The organism is Collinsella sp. AF29-7AC (genome assembly GCF_003475665.1).
Classification (GTDB): domain Bacteria; phylum Actinomycetota; class Coriobacteriia; order Coriobacteriales; family Coriobacteriaceae; genus Collinsella.
The window spans coordinates 76,875-96,331 of the sequence record NZ_QRQX01000002.1; the positions used below are offsets into that span (position 1 = coordinate 76,875).

Below are 19,457 nucleotides of genomic sequence, written 5' to 3' on the forward strand. Positions count from 1 at the left end.
ATCGGTCTCTCGTCAAAAACTAAGTGAGTAGACTTTTCGAAACTTGCCGAGCAGACCATCCGTATTGCTTTATAAAGTCACAGGTAAATGACTTGTTTCAAAACGGCCTGGTCGCCAAAGTGCCAAAAGCCTACTCACTTAGAACCGCAGCCGTCCACGATCGAGCTGTTTTGTGTCTAACGGGCATCTTTCCGTCAATTACTCCCAATTTTGTCCAGTCAACGAACAGTTCAGACCGGAGTAATGTCTCAGCCCTTTGCTCATCTGAGCTTTTATCACGATATTCAGCATCGAGCATCCTGCATACGGCCTTAACGATCGCGCGGAATCTATCCTCATCGGATATCTGTCTGTGTGTCAGGAGAATCACGTCGTAGCCCATAGCCTGAAGCGCCGTCATGCGGTCTGCATCACGCAAGCCATCCCCTGCGCGTCCGTGCGAGGCCTTTCCCTGACATTCAATGGCCACTTGTCGCCTGCCGTCCGGCGAAAAAAGAAGTAGGTCGATATATACACGGGACTTTCCCACAATCGCTCGAGCACTTGTGCTTAGCATCACTTCAACATTGAGCTCTATGCCGCAAAAACCTTCGCCTCCCAGGGATCGCGGCAGTGCAAGTAGCAAATACGCCTCGACCTCAAAAGGCGACGCGGCGCCCAATGGAACGAGTTGCGATACCGCTATAAATCTATTGCCGTAACGCATCCCACAAACATCTGAACAAAAACGGTCAAGATCTCCACCCAAAACCAAAGCGTCTCGACGCCATTAATTTGAGGCGGTGCCGTCCTCGGACGGGCAGCGCACCCAACCGAACGTTGTCGAAATCGCGCCCGAATCAATTGCACGCGAAAGCTCCGCCTCAAGTGCCGCCGGCAGGGCACACACCGCAAACAAGCCACACATCTCCGCCAATACCAAAAGAAGCTGAAGATCCGTCAGATGCCGCAACATGATGAATGCCGTCAGTAGAGGAGACGTAATCAAAACCCCATGCTCCGTTTCCAGCACGGATTCCCTGGGAAGCTCACCAAGAAACAGCCGCTGCCTAATGCTGGCAGGACAAGTCCGTTTGTTTCTCGACCGAACCAATGTATACAACGGAAAACCGAGCGCGACCGCAGCCGTCGGGTTGCGGGCGAGATCATATCGCTGCCGGTCTTCTTCCGGTCGTGGAAGCGGCGGACACAAAGCGCGGACTTGAGGAGGCAAACGCCAGTACCTAAAAGCTGATATGTCACAAAGTAGATTCTTCATAGGCACAGGAAAACACGAATTTCAACCCAGTCAGTCACGCATTGGCGCGAACGCACCAAAAATGGCGCCGAACAGACTGCCAAGTTTTCAACAGCCCTCCCCAACTGGCCAAAAGCTTGCCGAGAGCTGGACGAAGCCCTGTTGAAAACCCCATTTTTTTTCTCATGCAGGAGCTTTGCGCGGCAAGTGAGTAGACTTTTTTGAACATCCCGAGCAGGCCGGTCATCCTGCTTTTCAAAACCGCAGGTAGATAGCTTGTTACAAAACTACCTGGTCGCCAAAGTGCTAAAAGTCTACTCACTTAGGTTGCAGAGTGCCCCCCATTAGCTGCAATTCCAAGGTAGTTAGTACTTTTGGACTCAGATCGTCATACTGGACAAGGATTCGAGTCGGGTTTTCAGGGACAGGCGCGTCATCAGCGCACCAAAAGCAGTCATTGATATCGATATAAGGGATGCTCGAGCGCGTGAGGGCCCGTGCAAAAGAGCTTCCGCCCGCGTCACGTTCCACGGCCACGACGCAGTAAAGGCCGGCGTCCGCGTACTCGATCGAGACTTCCCCTGCCGGAAACGCTTTCCGTACAAGCGCCGCCAGGCCATCACGCGCCTCGCGAGCACGAACGCGCACGCGGTTCACATGTCGCTCGTAATCACCCGATTCCAGCAAACGCGCCAAGGCAACCTGATCAACAGAACTTACCGACGAGGCGTAGAAACCAAGGTTGCGTTTAAACCTCTCCATTAGTTCATCGGGCAGCACCATGTACGCCAAACGTAACGCCGATGAAAGGCTCTTCGAAAACGTGTTGGTGTAGATAACCGACTGGGCGGCATCGATCGACGCGAGCGCGGGAATCGGCTTGCCGGCAAGGCGAAACTCACAATCAAAGTCGTCTTCGATGAGATACCGACCTGGCCGCTCGGCGGCCCAGCTCAGCAACGCATAGCGACGTGCAATGCTCGTCACAAGACCGGTCGGATACTGATGAGACGGCATCAGGTGAAGGACATCGGTCCCGGTTTTCTGCAGCGCGCTCAAGTCCACGCCCTCAGCATCCAACGGGACATGCCGCACTTCGCAACCCATGGCCTGATAGATGCGCGTCAAGCGCAAATAGCCTGGATCCTCGACGGCATACACCTTGTCCGCGCCAAGCAACTGAACCAACATGGTATCGAGCAGCTGGGCGCCCGCACCGATAACGATATTGTCGGGATTGACATTCATGCCCCTTGTCCCGCGCAGATGGCGCGCAATCGCACGTCGCAGTCGAGCGGTGCCCTGCGCCGGTGCGGGCGAAAAGATTTCACGTTCGTCTTCGGACGTCAGCGTCGCCCGTAGCGCACTTTGCCAAAGCCGCGCCGCCTCCAAAGCGGAAGGAGAAAGTGCGTCGAATCGCTCTGCCTGCCCCATGGCATCATGCGCGCTGGGACCAACAGGGACAGCATCTCGGTCGATATCCCCCGCAGCCAAAGCCAAAACCGGCGCATCCGGGAGCTCGCACGCGTAGTAGCCACGACGCGGCATTGAGCAAATATAGCCCTCGGCAAGCAACTGGCTATATGCATTCTCGATGGTAATGACACTGATACCCAGATGACTCGCAAAGGCGCGCTTAGACGGCAGATGCTCCCCCGCCGCAATACGGCCAGCAACAATATCATCGCGAATTTGCTGGTAAACATACTCATAAAGCGATGCTTCGCCGCGATTTTCCAAATTGTAGTCAAGCATGGGTCTATCACCTGACCTTATTGAATCATTCAATCTGGCATTAGTCTGACCTTGTTATTATCTCGAAAACTGAGTATTTCGCCATACCCAGCTCCCCGATAGGATGTTCCGTTAAGCAATGCACATGCCAACCAAGGGAGCAACCATGGCAGAACAGACCAGCAAGGCCGATCGCGTCAAACTCAATCGCGAGCTCGCGCAGATGCTCAAGGGCGGCGTCATCATGGACGTCACCACGCCCGAGCAAGCACGCATCGCCGAGGAGGCGGGCGCCTGCGCCGTCATGGCGCTCGAGCGCATCCCGGCCGACATCCGCGCCGCAGGCGGCGTCTCGCGCATGAGTGATCCCAAGATGATCAAGGGCATCCAAAAAGCTGTCTCCATCCCCGTTATGGCCAAGTGCCGCATCGGCCACATTGTCGAGGCGCAGATCCTGCAGGCCATCGAAATCGACTACATCGACGAATCCGAGGTCCTCTCCCCCGCCGATGATGTCTATCACATCGACAAGACCCAGTTTGACGTGCCGTTTGTCTGCGGCGCCCGCGATCTGGGCGAGGCACTGCGCCGTGTTGCCGAGGGCGCCACGATGATTCGCACCAAGGGCGAGCCGGGCACGGGCGACGTCGTTCAGGCCGTGCGCCATATGCGCAAGATCCAAAAGCAGATCCGCGACGTTGTTGCCCTGCGCGACGACGAGCTCTTTGAGGCAGCCAAGCAGCTGCAGGTTCCGGTCGAGCTGGTGCGCGAGGTCCATGCCGCGGGCAAGCTCCCCGTCGTAAACTTTGCCGCCGGCGGAGTCGCGACCCCCGCCGACGCCGCGCTGATGATGCAGCTGGGCGCCGAGGGCGTCTTTGTTGGCTCGGGCATCTTTAAGAGCGGCGACCCCGCCAAGCGCGCCGCCGCCATCGTCAAGGCCGTGGCAAACTTCACCGACGCCAAGCTCATCGCCGAGCTTTCGGAGGACCTGGGCGAGGCCATGGTGGGCATCAACGCCGACGAAATCGAGATCATCATGGAGGAGCGCGGGCGCTAGTCCAGCAGAAAGGATCGCACATGAGCGATTATGCAGACCAAACGGTCGCCGTGCTGGCGGTCCAGGGCGCTTTTGCCGAGCACGAGGCAAGACTGTCCGAGCTGGGCGCACGTTGTATCGAGATGAGGCAGGCGGCCGATTTGCAGCAGAACTTTGACCGCCTGGTCCTCCCCGGCGGCGAGTCCACCGTTCAGGGCAAGTTACTTGCCGAGCTTGGTATGCTCGATGAGCTTCGCACCCGCATTGTTGAGGGCATGCCCGTCCTGGGCACCTGCGCCGGCTTGATTCTGTTGGCGCGCGATCTTGCCGCCCACGACGATAAGGGGACGCCGCGCTTGGCAACCATGGATGTGCTCGTTGAGCGCAATGCTTACGGCAGACAGCTCGGCAGCTTTCGCACCAAGGGGCAGGTAGGCGGTATCGACTGTGAGGTGCCGCTGACGTTTATCCGCGCGCCCCGCATCGTCGAAGTGCACGGCGACACTGAGGCCCTAGCCGAAGTCGACGGTCGCATCGTCGCCGCCCGCCAAGGCAACCAGCTCGGCGTCACCTTCCACCCCGAGCTCGACGAAGACACCCGCCTCCACGAACTGTTCCTGCAAATGTAGGCAGAATTTAAACGAGCGTGGATTTTCGGACATACAACAAATGAGAGTGGATAATCTCCCACTTTGAGCTTGAATGCAGGCTCAAACCGGGAGATTATCCACTCTCATGCTATGTAGTCGTTGGGGACGTTCTTAAACGACTAGTCAAACAAGAACGTCCCCAACGACCATATTGCGATAGACGACCACGTTTGCCCAGATAAAACCGACCAAAATAAACCTGTCCCTTTTTGGTAGGTTTGGATCAAGGCAACGCCGATGCTTTGGTACCGACAGCGAAAACCCGCCAGAGCGAGCAAGGTGCCTTGAAACAAGGCGGCATTGCCTTTTTGGTCATGCCGCCGAAGTTGAAAGGCAGATTGCCGCTCTGGCGGGTTTGCAGCGTCGAGCAGTTACGGCGTTTGGTAAAACGCCGTAACTCAACTAAAAGCGGTTGCCGCGGAAGCCGCCACCGTTGCGGCCGCCACGATCGCCACCGCGACCGCCGCGGTCGTTACCACGGTTGCCGCCGAAGCCGCCACGGTTGCCACCGCGATCGCCATAGCCACCACGGTTGCCGCCAAAGCCGCCGCGACCGCCACGGTCGCCGCCACGGTCACCAAAGCCGCCACGGCCACCGCGATCGCCACCGCGGCCGCCGCGGTCACCGCCACGGCCACCGCGATCGCCAAAGCCGCCGCGGCCGCCACGGTCGCCGCCACGGCCACCGCGGTCGTCACGGCCGCCGCGAGGACCGCGGTCCTCGTCCAAGCCCATGGCGACGAGCGGAGCGATAACCTTATCGAGAGCGGCCATCAGCTCGGTGGCCTCCTCGTAAGAAAGCTCGGGCAGGAGCTTCTCCTTCTTGTTGGCAAGCTCGGTCAGGCCCTCAGCGGCATCCTCGGCAGCGAAGACGACGATCTTGCGCATATCGCCCTCGGCGTCGTCGATGCGGCCGACCAGATCGGCAGCCTCGGCCTCGGCCATCAGGCCATCGAGCTCACGAAGGCGCATGCCCAGCAGGTCGGACATTTCCTTCTGCTCCATCTTGGGCTTGAGGTCAAGAAGCTTGATGGCGCGCTCGATGTTCGCCATGCGCTCGGCCTTGGCTTCCTCCTCCTTGGAAATAGCAAAGCGACGGCTGCGCAGCAGGCGGGCAGCCTTCTGCATCTTGTCCATCAGCTCTTCGTCATCGTAATCAGCGGCGGCCTCGACAACCTCGGCCTCCTCGGCGGAAACCTCGTCAGCAGCCTCAACCTCAGCAGCTTCGGTCTCCACGGTCTCGACTGCCTCGACCTCGGCAGCCATGGTCTCGTTCTCGGTCTCGTTCATGATCTCTTCGTTCTCGGACATGAGACTCCTTCTTGGCCCTCTCGGGCATCATCGCCCCATTCGCGGGGCCCGTCGCGCACTCTTTGCGCTTTATACATTCATGCCTCTCGGCAAAACGTCCATTAGTTTATGGTGTCGCCATCCAATCTAGCTGCAGAATCTATGTGCACACATTAATGCGACATGTGCGACTCGCGGCGAGCGTACACCAGCGACACCGCGAACCCGACAACGGCAATCACGGCCGCCACGCGCACGGCGGCTGCAAATCCTATCGCCTGGGCAACGTCCGACGCAACGCCTGCGGCGCCAGCAGCCACCGCAGAACTCGAAAGCAGGCCGATAAACAGCGACGGACCAAACGACGCGGCAATCATGTTCCACGTGTTAAGCAATGCCGTTCCGTGAGGATGCTCAGCGGCGGGAAGCGTCTCCAAACCGGCGGTCTGCGAGGGGCTCAGTACCAAACCGACGCCGGCATACACCACAACGGTCAGCAGCACGACAACGCCGATGTTCATGCTTGCCGCGGTCATCGAGATTGCCGTCTGCCCCACAGCGATCAGGGCAAAGCCGACCGGCAGCAGCGGCCACGCACCACGGGCATCCATCACGCGTCCGCCCACAATCGAGGTCACGGCGTTGCAGGCAATCGCCGGCAAAATGAGCAAGCCAGCAACAAGTGCGGTCATGCCGTATGCGCCCTCAAAATAGAGCGGCAGCAAAACGCTCATCGAGAACCTCGTCGTCATCGACACCACCACAAGCAGGCACGCAGGCCAAAAACGAACGCTCGCCATGGGGCGCACGTTAAGCACCGGATGCTCGAGCTTGAGCTGACGAACCGCAAACAGGCCGAGCACCACAACAGCGGCGAAAAGCGCCACGATACCGGTCATCACATTGGTCGAGAACTCGCCTACGGAATACACAAACGCCGTAATGCCGACGGCGAGCAAAACAACCGACAGAATATCAAGCGTGGAATTCGAGCGCTTTCCGACATTCCGAACGAGCCTTGCGCCCGCAGCGGCGACCACGACACCGCCCACCAGCGGCACTACGAACACCGCCCTCCAGCCAAACAACGTGCACATAAGACCGCTGATCACGGGTCCGAACGCCGGCCCTAGCGTAATGCAGGCACCGCCCAGGCTCAGATACAGACCGAGTTTCTCGCGCGGGGCGCAAGATAGCACCACATTCATCATGAGCGGAAACAAGATACCCGATCCCGCAGCCTGCAAAATACGACTTGGCAGCAAAACGGCAAACGACGGAGCGACCAGGCACAGGACTTCGCCGGCGACCAGGCATCCGCATGCGAAAAACAGCAGCTTGCGCGTCGAGAAACGACCGGACAGATAGGCCATGATGGCCGTAAAGATCGATGTCACGATCATGTAGCCCGAAACTAGCCACTGCGCCGTGGCGGCACTCACCGAAAAGGCCGCCATGATATCGTGCAGTGCCACGTTAATGATGTTCTCGTTAAACGCGGCAACAAAGGCTGCAATATACATTACGACGAGAAACGCCGAAGTGGCCAATAGCGTTGCTTGAACTTGTTGCTGAGATTTGCTCCCCATGCATTTCCTTCCTCTTGGAACGACAGTCGCATCGCCCCAGAGGAACAGTCCAGGGCGAGCATGAGCCCTAGACTTACGTCAGACGCCGCACGCGACGGATCCGACAACATGGTCCAACGTTGAAAGATTGTAACGCTGACGCGCAGCTTTCCTTCCGCGCTATTATTAAAAGTCCACGAAAGCACGAGACATGAGGAGCCCGCCATGATTAAGCCCATCATGAAATCCGAGTTCTTTTTGCGCCTGCCTTCCGAAGACGCGGGACCCGACGATGCCGCGACCGGGCAGGACCTCCTGGATACGCTCCATGAGCATGAGCACGAGTGCGTGGGCCTTGCCGCCAACATGATTGGCGTGCGCAAACGCATCATCTGCGTAAAGGACGGCAACAGGGCGCTGCTGATGTACAACCCTCAAATTCTTGAGCAGGTCAATTCCTATCAGACGAGCGAAGGATGTCTCTCGCTTTCCGGCGAGCGCCCCTGTACTCGCTATCGCCGCATTAAGGTTGAGTATTTGGACGAGAATTTCGTCCACCGCATCAAAAACTTCTCGGGCTACACCGCCGAGATCATCCAACACGAAATCGACCACTGTTGCGGAATCGTTATCTAGAAAGCCAAGGAAAATGACCTGCTTTCCTCCGTTGCATGCGGATCGTGATAACGATACAGGTTGAGCACACGCCAGCGAGCGAGCCGCATTTGCGCCAAGGTGACGTGAAATGAGAGGGCGCTGACCTTCTGGTCGCGCCCTCGAAATTGAACGTCAGATTGGCGTGAATGCGGCTCGCGCAGCGTCAAGTGGTCCGCCGTTCGGTAGAACGGCGGAACTAATTAGCTCTGGCGGTAATGGTCGAAGAAGTCGGCGAGGTCTTCGAGGGACTCTTTGAGCACTTCCATGCGCGGCAGGTACACGATACGGAAGTGGTCGGGCTCAGCCCAGTTAAAGCCGCCGCCGCGCGTGATCAGGATCTTCTTCTCGTGCAGCAGGTCAAGGGCGAACTGCTCGTCATCGGTAATGTTGAACTTCTTCACATCCATCTTGGGGAAGATGTAGAACGCCGCACGCGGCTTAACCACCGAGATGCCGTCAATCTTGTTGAGCGCCTCATACACAAAGTTGCGCTGCTCGTAGACACGGCCGCCGGGGCGGATGTAGTCGTTGACGGACTGATGGCCACCGAGCGCCGTCTGAACGATCGACTGAGCCGGCACGTTGGAGCACAGGCGCATGTTGGAGAGCATGTTAATGCCCATGATGAAGTCGCTCATGCAGCGCTGGTTGCCCGAAAGCACCATCCAGCCAATACGATAGCCCGCGATCATGTGCGACTTGGAAAGGCCGCTAAAGGTGACGCAGGGCAGATCAGGAGCGAGCGAGGCAATCGAGACGTGCTCGTAGCCGTCCATGCACAGGCGGTCGTAGATCTCATCGGCAAAGATCATCAGCTGATGCCTGCGTGCAACCTCGACGATGCCCTCGAGCACCTCGCGCGGGTAGACCGAGCCCGTGGGGTTGTTGGGGTTGATGATAACGAGGGCTTTGGTCGCGCTCGTGATCTTGGACTCCATATCCTCCAGGTCGGGATACCAATCCGCCTGCTCATCGCACAGATAGTGCACAGGATGACCGCCGGCAAGGGTTGCGCACGCCGTCCAGAGCGGATAGTCGGGGCTGGGGATCAGAATCTCGTCGCCATTGTCGAGCAGCGCGTTCATCGAAAGCTGAATGAGCTCGGACACGCCGTTGCCCGTGTAGATATGCTCCATCTGAACGTTGGGCAGGCCCTTGATCTGCGAATACTGCATGATCGCCTTGCGCGCGGAGAACAGGCCACGCGAGTTGGAATAGCCTTCGCAGTCGGGCAGCTGCTGGCGCATGTCCTTGATGACCTCATCGGGCGTGCGGAAACCGAAGGGCGCCGGGTTGCCGATATTGAGCTTGAGGATGCGCTCGCCCTCGTCCTCCATACGGGCGGCCTCGTCGACGACGGGACCGCGCACGTCATACAGGACGTTATCGAGCTTGGTGGATTTAGAAAAAGTACGCATGGTGGTGCTCCTTGCAATTTGAGCTGAGGGATGGGGTTCGGGCTTGGAATCGTTGCGGGGTGATGATGCCTCGCCTTGATCGGCGTCGCCGGCAAGCAGCCAGGTAACATCGACCTCCAAAATACGGGCGAGCAGCTCAGCCACATCGCGCCGCGGAATCGTCTTGCCGCTCACATATTGGCTCATCTGACTCTTGCCGAGTTTTTTGCCGAGCATCTCCGATGCGCGGATCACGTCCGACTGGCGAACGTCGCGATCGGACATAGCCTGTCGCAGACGATCGCTAAACGTCTCTTGGGCCACTAGAACCTCCTTGCTGGCAAAGTTCAATTTATACAACACGAATTGAACCTGAGTTCAATTTAGGCAGCAGTATAACGCCGTGCTATTTCGAAAAGTTCAATTTCAAAAATAAAATGAGCAAGACCTCGAGATTTATCCCAAGGCGATAACGACGTGCACGCATTTAGAGGTATTCGAGGAAACGAGCGGCGGCAAGCGAAACATCGGCCGTTCGATATATGGCGTTGATCTGCCGATGGGGATGCCCCTCGAGCGGACGCACAGCAACATCGAACTGGCAGCGACGCAAGATGAGCGCGGGAAGAATGCTCACGCCCAGGCCATCCTCGACCATAGCCATAATCGCATAGTCATCCCAAGTCGACAGTTTTGAGCGCACCGCCAGCCCCGCCCGACGGAATAGCGGCGTAATCTCATCATCGGTACCCCGTTCCAGCAGAATAAACTGCTCTCTTGCCAAATCGGTAAGAGAGACGAACTCCGCCGTGGCAAGCAACGAATCTGTCGGCACCACCGCCATCAGCTCATCACACACTAAAGACCGTGATGCCATGCCGTTTTCTCGGGGCTCACGCGGGATAAAGCCCAGGTCGCAGCGCCCCTCCGCCACCCATTGTTCAATCTCTGAGTAATCGCCCATCAGCAACTCATAATCGACGTCCGGGTGATCGGCGCGAAAACGCGCAATGACCGGTGGCAGCACGTGGGTCGCCACACTCGAAAACGTACCAATGCAGATCTTGCCGCGCATGAGCCCACGCATCTCGTCCACGTGTCGCTGCAGGCGGCCAAACTCCTCGCAGAGCGCCTCAACCGCCGGCATGATCTGCCGCCCATCGGCAGAAAGCACCACACCCTCGCGGCTGCGGTCGAGCACCTTAAAACCCCAATCGGTCTCAAGGTCGCCCACCATGCGGCTCACGCCCGACTGCGAATAGCTCAGCCGCTCGGCGGCGCGCGTAAAACTGCCGGCACGCACCGTCTCGAGCAGCACCTGCATCTTTTGAATATTCGTTTCCACGGCACCCCTCCACCTTTACATGAGTTTTTGTCATGTTATCCATGCATTATATTCGCTTTTCTTCTAAAGCCAGTTCACCCATAGTGAACATGCTCGGATATAGAGGGGATGTCAGCACATGAACAACGGATTGTTTACGTACTTAGCAGCATTGCTATTGTTTGGCTCCAACGGCATCATCGCCGCTGCCATCGCGCTGCCGAGCTCCGATATCGTACTGTTGCGCACGTTTTTGGGCGCTCTCACCCTTGCCGCCATCCTCTTCATAACCAAGCGCCATAACCTGCAGGCTCCGTCTCGCCCCCGCGAGGCCGCAGCGCTCATCGTCTCGGGCGCCGCGCTGGGCGCCAGCTGGATTTTCCTGTTCCGCGCCTATCAGACGATCGGCGTTGGTATCTCCTCGCTGTTGTATTACTGTGGCCCCATCATCGTTATGGCCCTCTCCCCGCTCATTTTTGGCGAAAAGCTGACCGGCAGCAAAATCGCCGGCTTTATCGCCGTCGCCTGCGGTGCTTTTCTCATTGCGGCACAAGGTCTAGGCGGCAATATGCCCATTGCGGGTATTGTCTGCGGCATCGTCTCGGCCTTCTGCTACGCATTGATGGTCATCGCTAGCAAGGGTGCGCCACACATCGAAGGCCTCGAGAACTCCACGCTCCAGGTGAGCGCCGCCTTTGTGACCGCGCTGGCCCTCACACTTATCACGCAGGGCGCTCCCTCATTCCTGTCCGCCGGCGTCGCCGCCAGTATTGATTGGCGCGCCGTCGCTATGCTCGGCGTCGTCAACACCGGCATTGGTTGCCTGCTCTACTTTAGCGCCGTCGCCAAGCTGCCCGTCCAGACCGTCGCCGTCGTCGGCTACCTCGAGCCGCTTTCGGCGGTCGTGTTCTCGGCCGCCCTTTTGGGTGAAGCCATAACACCGGTCCGCCTGATGGGCGCCGCGCTTATCATCGGCGGCGCGCTCTTTTGCGAACTCGCCGGCAAACGCGCAAACGTCAAGGCTGGCATCGCCCAGATAGCACGTGCTTAAAAGCCCCTGCTTTGAAATGCTACCTGCGTAGATAAATAATCCCCAGCTGAGGATTATTGTCTAAAATAACCCGATGTGCCAAACTGCTCTTGTATGTATAAAGACGGCATAAAGTTTTTTGTCCTAGACAGATAACCGGATGTCTAAGGGAGTCCTCGTGGCACACAACAAACTGGAGGCAAACCTCCAAGACCAGCGCGGGCAAGGCGGGCACGGAGCCATCCCCCTCTCCGCTGGCATGCTGCTCGTAACGCTCGGCGTCGTCTATGGCGACATCGGCACGAGCCCTATGTACACCATGAAATCAATCGTCGCCAACAACGGCGGCATCGGTACCGTCAGCGAGGACATGATCCTGGGCGCGCTTTCGCTCGTCATCTGGACCATGACGCTCGTGACCACGGTCAAGTACGTGGTAATCGCCATGAAGGCCGACAACCACAACGAAGGCGGCATCTTCGCCCTGTTCAGCCTCGTACGCAAGGTGGCACCATGGCTGATTCTGCCCGCCATGATCGGCGGCGCGGCGCTGCTCGCCGACGGCATCCTCACCCCCGCCGTCACGGTCACCACAGCCATCGAGGGTCTACGCACCATCGAATGGGGCCATGCGCTGCTGGGCGACGGCCAGACCAACGTCATCATCATCACCATCATCATTATCTGCGGCCTATTTGCCATGCAGCGCGCCGGCACCTCGTCAATCGGCAAGCTCTTCGGCCCGCTCATGACGCTGTGGTTCCTGTTCCTGGCAGGCGCCGGTCTGTTCAACATGCTCGGCAACCTGTCCATCTTGCGCGCGCTCAACCCCATCCGCGGCATTATGTTCCTGTTCTCGCCCATCAACCATTCGGGCATTATGGTGCTCGGCTTTGTCTTCCTGTCGACAACCGGTGCCGAGGCACTCTACTCGGACATGGGCCACGTGGGCAAGGCAAACATCTATGCATCCTGGCCATTTGTTAAGGCGGCCCTTATCCTCAACTATCTGGGTCAGGGAGCTTGGCTGCTCGCCAATAACTCCAACCCCCAGATGCTCGCGATGGATATCGTCAACCCGTTCTATATGATGCTCCCCGAGCCCCTACGCCCGTTTGCCATCGTGCTTTCGGCCGTGGCGGCCATCATCGCCTCACAGGCGCTCATCACCGGCTCGTTCTCGCTGGTATCCGAGGCAACGCGCCTCAACCTTATGCCGCACCTGCGCATCCACTACCCCAGCGACACCAAGGGCCAGCTCTATATTCCGCTCGTCAATAACATCATGTGGGTCGGCTGCATCTTCATCGTGCTGCTGTTCCAAAACTCCGAGCGCATGGAGAGTGCCTACGGCCTCGCCATTACCGTGACCATGCTTATGACCACCACGCTTTTGACGAGCTATATCGCCGGCATTCTCAAGCACAAGCTGGGCGCCTGCGTCTTCGCCCTGCTCTTCGGCGCCATTGAGCTGTGCTTTTTCGCCTCGTGCCTCACCATGTTCTTTGACGGCGGCTATGTGATGATCTTCTTGGCCGCACTGCTGTTTGGCCTTATGTATGTGTGGCGTCGCGGCACCGCCATCGAGCGCACGCAGACGATTCTGCTGCCCGTCTCCAAGTACATCGACCAGCTCAATCGCCTGCGCAATGACGAGACCTATCCCGTGCTCGCCGACAATCTGGTATTTCTCACCAACAGCCCCGACCCGCTCACACTCGACCGCGACGTGCTCTATTCCATCCTGGACAAGCACCCCAAGCGCGCCAAGGCATATTGGTTCATCAACGTGCACGTTACCGACGAACCCTATACGCACGAGTATTCCGTCGAGACCTTTGGCACGGACTTTTTGTTCCGCGTGCGCCTGGACCTGGGCTTTAAGGTCAACCAGCGCGTCAACGCCTATCTGCGTCAGATCGTCGGCGACTTGATGGCATCGGGCGAGCTGCCGCCGCAACATCACACCTACTCCATCTACGAGACGCGCGGCAACGTAGGTGACTTCCGCTTTTGCATGCTGCGCAAGATGCTTGCCCCCGAAACGGACATCAACCGCAATGACCACCGCGTGATGGCCATCAAGTACGCCGTCCGCCGCGCCTGCGGAAGCCCGGCACGCTGGTACGGTCTCGAGAACTCGGCCATCATCATTGAGTACGTACCGCTCTTTGCCCGCATGCGCCCGGCCGTCAAACTTGTGCGCACCCAGGTGCCGCTCGAGGTTCAGATCGAAGAGGCCGAGGAAATGGAGGTCGACATCTTCTCGGACGACTTGGTCAACGGCAACGAGGCCGGCAAGAGCATGAACGTCGATCCCACCGAGCTGCTCGAGAGCGTCGCCGATACGCCCGAACAGCAACTCGACGGACTCGAGAGCACCCAGTTCAACGACGCCAACTTCTAACACGCCACCAGCCATTGACGACAACGGCCTCGCATCTCATAGGAGGTGCGAGGCCGTTTTATGTCGCAACGGACCAGTGAGCTACGAACGACGCGGCTCGGGAACCACGAGCCTATCGGGGCTCGCGCCCTCGGCATCCATCAGGCTCACGTAGCGAATCGACGGATCCCCATACATCGCGTAGTAATAATTGCCCGTGCGCGCGCTAAAGCATCCGGTATAGATAGTCTTCTCGAACTTGCCATCGCCCATCCTGGACGCTCCCTCGATCATCACCACGCCCTCGAGCGAACGGAACATGCGAACGACGTTTTCGGTCTCGCTCTCCTTTTGCGGGTAATTGGCATTGAGGTACGCCGCCTTTACAAAACGGCTCGGCGAATAGCAATCGCCCGGAATGCCGCGCATGCCGGCACCGGCTCCATAGGGCTTAAGCTCGGCGCCACGCCATGTCGCCGTCTGCGGAAAATCGCTTGTGGCGGTGATATAGGTGCGCAGGTTTTCCATGTGCCACGGGAAGGTCGGCTGGTTGGCAAGGGTGTCGACCGGATCGTCGTATACATGCAGGCCGTCAGCCATCATCTCGACCACGATGCTGCGCTGGCTGTCGCCGATAATCCAATGGAGCAGCGACACGCCCAGCCCCTCTCCGGCAGATTTGGCGACAATCACCGTGTCGCGCAGCGCGGCCTCGACCTCATCGACCGTCGAGAACGTCGCTGCCACCCACAGGGGAAACTCATAGGCCGCGATATTGTTCTTGCCGTCGACAGGGCCCTCGGCATACTCGGCATAGCCGGGAAAGTTGAGCCCCGCCACAGCCAGACCCGCATCGTTACCACAGTCGAAAAACATGGGATAGTTCTTGTAATCGATGCACATGCCGATTACCGCGTGTGCCGCCGACGCATCGTCGATAAACGAATACGGAATGTGGAACCCGCGCGGCATCACGCGAACCTGTTGGCCGTAGTCAAAGCTCCAGTCGAGGTTGCGGCCCAGATACATGTGGCCAGAATTATCGGTAAATCGAATGCTCGTGCACATAGCGCCTCCTAGCTTTACGGTCCTGCTAAGGTTATTGTCACCAAACAAAAAGGCGCTAAACACAAAAGCCCGGACATGACAACAATGTCACGCCCGGACCAAAAGAGACGAAGTGCGGTGCTTTGGTCCCCTTAGACCAACTTTCCAAGACAGTGGTCGATCATATGCTGGACCATCTGCGCCTCGAAGCCCACAAAGTCCTGCTTGCGCTCGCGCATCTTGCCATCGACGATCTGGTCAAAGGCAACCTTGCACTTGATATAGCGCGTGGACTTGGTGACCTCCTCGTGCGTCAGGCAGCTCTCCTCCATCTTGCTGGCGCCCAGGCCAAACACCAGACGGGGGTTGTAGAGCACGTGGGGCTCGCCGGCGTCGTCCAGGTAGACGCAGACCTTCTTGGTAACGCCGATCTGGTTGGCGGCCAAGCAGCCGGCATCATCGAGCGACTTGATGGTATCGATCAGGTCCTGAGCAACCGACTCGTCCTCGACGGTCGCAACCTCGCAACGCTGGGACAGGATAGCCTCGTCGTGGCAAAGCTCTTTAATCATACGTTCCTCCATAGGGGTCGTTGTAACCGCTTAAGTATACGGTACCCACACATTTTCATGCGATAAATACCGTCCGTCTGTTACAAAGCGCCGAACATCAACATGCGAGGAACAGCAAGGTTGTAAAGGCGATATAGTAAATGAGTTCGTGTCAATCGGCCTAAACTCGGGGCCGAACAAGGAAAGGGTATGCATGGACGAACTTTTTCACGTCAGTGAGCGCAAGTCCACAATCGGGACCGAACTTCGCGCTGGACTGACAACATTCCTGGCGATGGCCTACATCATCGCCGTCAACCCCGCAGTGCTCTCGGGCGCTGGCATTGATGCGGGAGCGCTCGCCTGCGCCACCTGCCTGGGCGCCGGCATCATGACCATCTGCATGGGCATCTTCGCAAACCGCCCGCTCGCCTGCGCGTCGGGCCTGGGCATCAACGCCATGATCGCGGGCATCGCCACCACCATGTGCGGCGGCGACTGGCACGTGGCCATGAGCGTTATCTTCCTCGAGGGCATCGTCATCTTGCTGCTCGTCCTGTGCGGCCTGCGCGAGGCCATCATGGACGCCATCCCCGTGGTCCTGCGCCACGCCATCTCGGTGGGTCTGGGCCTGTTTATCGCCATAATCGGCCTGTGCGACGCCGGCATCATCACCGCTGGCGCCGGTACGCTTGTCGGCCTGGGCGACATCACCTCCCCCACCTTTATCGTCGGCATCATCTCCATCGTCGTGACGGTTGCCCTGGCTTCCCGCAACGTGCCGGGCTCGCTGCTCATCGGCATCATCGTCGCCGTTATCGCCGGAATCCCGCTGGGCGTCACCCATGCGCCCGAGGGCCTCATCGCACCGCTCGACTTCTCGACCTTCGGCGCCCCGTTTGCCAGCACTGCCGACGGCAACCTTGCCATCGTGAAGGTCCTGACCGACCCGATGCTGCTCGTCGTTGCCTTCTCGCTGCTCATGAGCGACTTCTTCGACACCATGGGCACCGCGATGGCCGTCGCCAAGCAGGGCGAGTTCTTGACCGAGGACGGCAATGTCGAGGACATCCGTCCCATCCTGGTCGTCGACTCCGTGGCCGCTGCTGCCGGTGGCTTTATGGGCGTCTCCTCCATCACCACCTTCGTCGAGTCCACCTCTGGCGCTGCCGACGGTGGCCGCACGGGCCTCACCTCCGTCACCACCGGTGTGCTGTTCATTCTCGCCGCGTTCTTCTCCCCCATCGTCACCATCGTTTCCAGCGCCGCCACCTGCGGTGCTCTGGTCTACGTCGGCTACCTCATGATGAGCGAGGCCTCCGAGATCGACTGGTCCGACGTGTCGCAGGGCTTCCCGGCGTTCATGATTGTCGCCGGCGTGCCCTTCACCTACTCCATCTCTGCCGGCATTGGTCTGGGCTTTATCGCCTACGTGGTCGTCGCGCTCTTTAAGGGCGAGGCCTCCAAGATCAAGCCGCTCATGTGGATCGCAGCCCTTGCCTTCCTCGTCTACTTCTTCGTAGCGTAGGCGCAAGATTCGCAATACCAAACAGCAAAGCGCGGAGTCGCATCGAGCGGCTCCGCGCTTTGCTTTTAAAGCCAGGCGCCACACGGACGCGCGATGTATTGCTTCGCAAGTTTTGGACGTTTTGCTCTCCAAACGGCACTACCGCCGGCTACATCCTGCAGATATGCTGGGCGTAATCGCATAGGCCCTATGAGGATGGGAGTAACCATGGCCGCCTTGTTCACGACCCCCAAGCGCAATGACAAAACCTCTGGAGCCCATTTTGTCGAGCCCGACGTGCGCCGTCGCACGCTGCTCGCACACGGCAGCTGGCGCCGCGTGACACGCCGCATCGTTGTAGGCGCCGTATGCGCGCTCACGGTAAGTTCGCTGCTCATGCCGAGCGTCTCGCTCGCGGCCGAGTGGGTGGACGTCGGCGGCACCCAATACAACGCCGGCACCGCGGCGGGCGACGCCGCCGGCACCTGGAGCTGGGACGGCGCCGACGACATGAAGCTCAACGGCTATAACGGCGGCGCGATCGAGGCAGCGGGCAAGCTCAACGTGAGCTACGAGGGCAACAACACCGTCACTAACGACAACGGCCGCGGCATCAAGGTTAAGGATGGCGCGAACGAGAACGCCGAGCTTAATATTCAGGGCGACGCGTCCAGCACGCTCAACGTGACATCTTCTCGTGACGCCATCACTTCCGTCGGCAACATCAACATCGACGGCGCTGGCACTGTCAACGCCACGAGCACCGAGCACGATGCCATCGATGCCGGGGGCGATGTCACCATCAAGGGCTCGGGAAACGTTAACGCCACGGGCGATTCGGATGGCATCAGGGCCGACGGCAACATCACGATCGACAACAGCGGAACCGTCACCGCCAAGGCCACCGAGGATCAGGGTATCGATGCTGACGAGAACCTCATCATAAAGGGCGGCGGCAAGGTAGAGGCAAGCTCTATCAAAGACAATGCGATTTGGGCCGACGGCAACATCGAGATCTCGGGTGGCAGCCAGGTCAAGGCAAGCTCCGAGGAAGACGCCGCCATCGACGGTAAAAACAGCCTCACGGTCACGAACGCTTCCCTCAACGCAAGTGGCGTTGGGTATGGCATCTATGTCTACAAGGGCATCACGCTCGATGGCGCGACCGTGACGGTCCGCGCAAGCTCAGATGGCGGGGAAGCCAGCGCACTCTTCACCGATGAGGACAACATCGTCATCAAGAACGGCTCGACTGTGGATGCGCTCGCAGAAGGCAGGTTCTCGGTTGCAATCTCCACCAGTAATTTCTACTCCGACGAAGCGGGTGGCCATATCTACATCAGCGACTCCGTTGTCAAGGCCATAGCCCGCTATGCCGAGACCGGCGGCGACGGCCCCGACCACTACAGTGGAGACCAAAACGACGAAATCATCCCTGAGTCCGAGGGCCTGAACATCGGCATCTTCGCGCAGACCGAGAAGGGCATCACGCCCGCGACCATCTCGATCGTCCGCAGCAAGGTCACGGCCGAGGGAGACACGGCGGCTATCTTCGCCCTTGCCATGAGCGCGGACGGCAAGGCGATCGGCACCATCGAAATCAAGGACGCCATCATCCAGACGCCTGCAGGCGGCAAAGTCATTGACTATCGCAACAAGGAAGAGCTCAGCGACGGCATCGTCTACGAGGCGGGGCAGACCATTGGCACGGGCGATGCCACGATTGACTCCCCCTATGACGCCGCTGTCGCCAAGAGCACGGTCATCGTGCCTCCCGAGGAGACCAAGCCCGAGGAAAAGCACGGCAAGACCAAGCCCGAGGGTTCCAAGTCCGAGGGCACGAAGACAACCAAGACCGTTGCAGTTGCAGCCAAGGGAGCCAAGACCGTCGGCAAGCTCGCGGCAACCGGCGACACCTCGAACGCAGCCATCGTGGCAGCCGCCCTTGCGGGAACAGCCGCCATCGCCGCAGGCGCCCTGGCGAGTCGCAAACGTTCGTAAACACTTTTTCGCACAGGACGGGTGGATCGCAGCCCTTGCCTT

16 protein-coding genes are annotated in these 19,457 nt (G+C 58.9%); 7 read left to right on the forward strand and 9 right to left on the reverse strand.

The window, feature by feature from the left end; translation table 11 throughout:
- Positions 1 to 130 precede the first annotated feature (130 nt).
- From DWZ15_RS10455 to DWZ15_RS01120, 3 genes are all read right to left on the reverse strand, one after another.
- Positions 131 to 748 (reverse strand): hypothetical protein, encoded by a 618-nt coding sequence (locus DWZ15_RS10455; protein WP_158572471.1) that lies wholly within the window; start codon positions 746 to 748, stop codon positions 131 to 133.
- 21 nt (positions 749 to 769) lie between these two features.
- Positions 770 to 1,012, reverse strand: a complete 243-nt coding sequence (locus DWZ15_RS10385) for a hypothetical protein (RefSeq protein WP_147352297.1) — start codon at positions 1,010 to 1,012, stop codon at positions 770 to 772.
- A gap of 543 nt (positions 1,013 to 1,555) precedes the next feature.
- A complete protein-coding gene (locus DWZ15_RS01120) occupies positions 1,556 to 2,992 on the reverse strand; it encodes a PLP-dependent aminotransferase family protein (RefSeq protein ID WP_118448774.1) in 1,437 nt (478 codons plus the stop codon).
- A 145-nt stretch (positions 2,993 to 3,137) separates the two neighbouring features.
- On the opposite strand from DWZ15_RS01120, the gene pdxS reads away from it, so the two are divergent.
- Positions 3,138 to 4,028, forward strand: coding sequence for a pyridoxal 5'-phosphate synthase lyase subunit PdxS (gene pdxS, locus DWZ15_RS01125; protein WP_117840755.1), 891 nt, complete (start codon positions 3,138 to 3,140; stop codon positions 4,026 to 4,028).
- 20 nt (positions 4,029 to 4,048) lie between these two features.
- A complete protein-coding gene (pdxT, locus tag DWZ15_RS01130) occupies positions 4,049 to 4,636 on the forward strand; it encodes a pyridoxal 5'-phosphate synthase glutaminase subunit PdxT (protein WP_118270739.1) in 588 nt (195 codons plus the stop codon).
- 423 nt (positions 4,637 to 5,059) lie between these two features.
- Here pdxT and DWZ15_RS01135 read toward each other — a convergent pair whose 3' ends face one another.
- Both DWZ15_RS01135 and DWZ15_RS01140 read right to left on the reverse strand, forming a co-directional pair.
- Positions 5,060 to 5,968 carry a hypothetical protein gene (locus DWZ15_RS01135; RefSeq protein WP_118448777.1) on the reverse strand — a complete coding sequence of 303 codons (909 nt, stop codon included), beginning with the start codon at positions 5,966 to 5,968 and terminating at the stop codon, positions 5,060 to 5,062.
- Positions 5,969 to 6,120: 152 nt separating this feature from the next.
- Positions 6,121 to 7,536, reverse strand: coding sequence for an MFS transporter (locus DWZ15_RS01140; protein WP_118448779.1), 1,416 nt, complete (start codon positions 7,534 to 7,536; stop codon positions 6,121 to 6,123).
- Between the two features lie 204 nt (positions 7,537 to 7,740).
- Between DWZ15_RS01140 and DWZ15_RS01145 the strand changes: the two genes are divergently transcribed.
- Positions 7,741 to 8,151 (forward strand): peptide deformylase, encoded by a 411-nt coding sequence (locus tag DWZ15_RS01145; RefSeq protein WP_117655208.1) that lies wholly within the window; start codon positions 7,741 to 7,743, stop codon positions 8,149 to 8,151.
- Positions 8,152 to 8,372: 221 nt separating this feature from the next.
- Here DWZ15_RS01145 and DWZ15_RS01150 read toward each other — a convergent pair whose 3' ends face one another.
- Positions 8,373 to 9,854 (reverse strand): aminotransferase class I/II-fold pyridoxal phosphate-dependent enzyme, encoded by a 1,482-nt coding sequence (locus tag DWZ15_RS01150; protein WP_117757320.1) that lies wholly within the window; start codon positions 9,852 to 9,854, stop codon positions 8,373 to 8,375.
- A 202-nt stretch (positions 9,855 to 10,056) separates the two neighbouring features.
- On the reverse strand, positions 10,057 to 10,914 hold the full coding sequence (locus tag DWZ15_RS01155) for a LysR family transcriptional regulator (RefSeq protein WP_117757314.1): 858 nt from the start codon (positions 10,912 to 10,914) through the stop codon (positions 10,057 to 10,059).
- 118 nt (positions 10,915 to 11,032) lie between these two features.
- On the opposite strand from DWZ15_RS01155, the gene DWZ15_RS01160 reads away from it, so the two are divergent.
- Together DWZ15_RS01160 and DWZ15_RS01165 are read left to right on the forward strand one after the other, a co-directional pair.
- On the forward strand, positions 11,033 to 11,944 hold the full coding sequence (locus tag DWZ15_RS01160) for a DMT family transporter (protein ID WP_118448782.1): 912 nt from the start codon (positions 11,033 to 11,035) through the stop codon (positions 11,942 to 11,944).
- Positions 11,945 to 12,083: 139 nt separating this feature from the next.
- A complete protein-coding gene (locus DWZ15_RS01165; RefSeq protein ID WP_118448785.1) occupies positions 12,084 to 14,330 on the forward strand; it encodes a KUP/HAK/KT family potassium transporter in 2,247 nt (748 codons plus the stop codon).
- Between the two features lie 81 nt (positions 14,331 to 14,411).
- Here DWZ15_RS01165 and bsh read toward each other — a convergent pair whose 3' ends face one another.
- On the reverse strand, positions 14,412 to 15,377 hold the full coding sequence (gene bsh / locus DWZ15_RS01170; protein ID WP_117629622.1) for a choloylglycine hydrolase: 966 nt from the start codon (positions 15,375 to 15,377) through the stop codon (positions 14,412 to 14,414).
- 131 nt (positions 15,378 to 15,508) lie between these two features.
- Positions 15,509 to 15,928, reverse strand: coding sequence for a peptide deformylase (locus DWZ15_RS01175; RefSeq protein WP_117563534.1), 420 nt, complete (start codon positions 15,926 to 15,928; stop codon positions 15,509 to 15,511).
- Positions 15,929 to 16,121: 193 nt separating this feature from the next.
- Between DWZ15_RS01175 and DWZ15_RS01180 the strand changes: the two genes are divergently transcribed.
- Together DWZ15_RS01180 and DWZ15_RS01185 are read left to right on the forward strand one after the other, a co-directional pair.
- Positions 16,122 to 17,435: an NCS2 family permease gene (locus DWZ15_RS01180; RefSeq protein WP_118448788.1), complete on the forward strand. Its 1,314-nt coding sequence runs from the start codon at positions 16,122 to 16,124 to the stop codon at positions 17,433 to 17,435.
- A gap of 207 nt (positions 17,436 to 17,642) precedes the next feature.
- Positions 17,643 to 19,415 carry a carbohydrate-binding domain-containing protein gene (locus DWZ15_RS01185; protein ID WP_118448791.1) on the forward strand — a complete coding sequence of 591 codons (1,773 nt, stop codon included), beginning with the start codon at positions 17,643 to 17,645 and terminating at the stop codon, positions 19,413 to 19,415.
- The last annotated feature ends 42 nt before the right edge of the window (positions 19,416 to 19,457 follow it).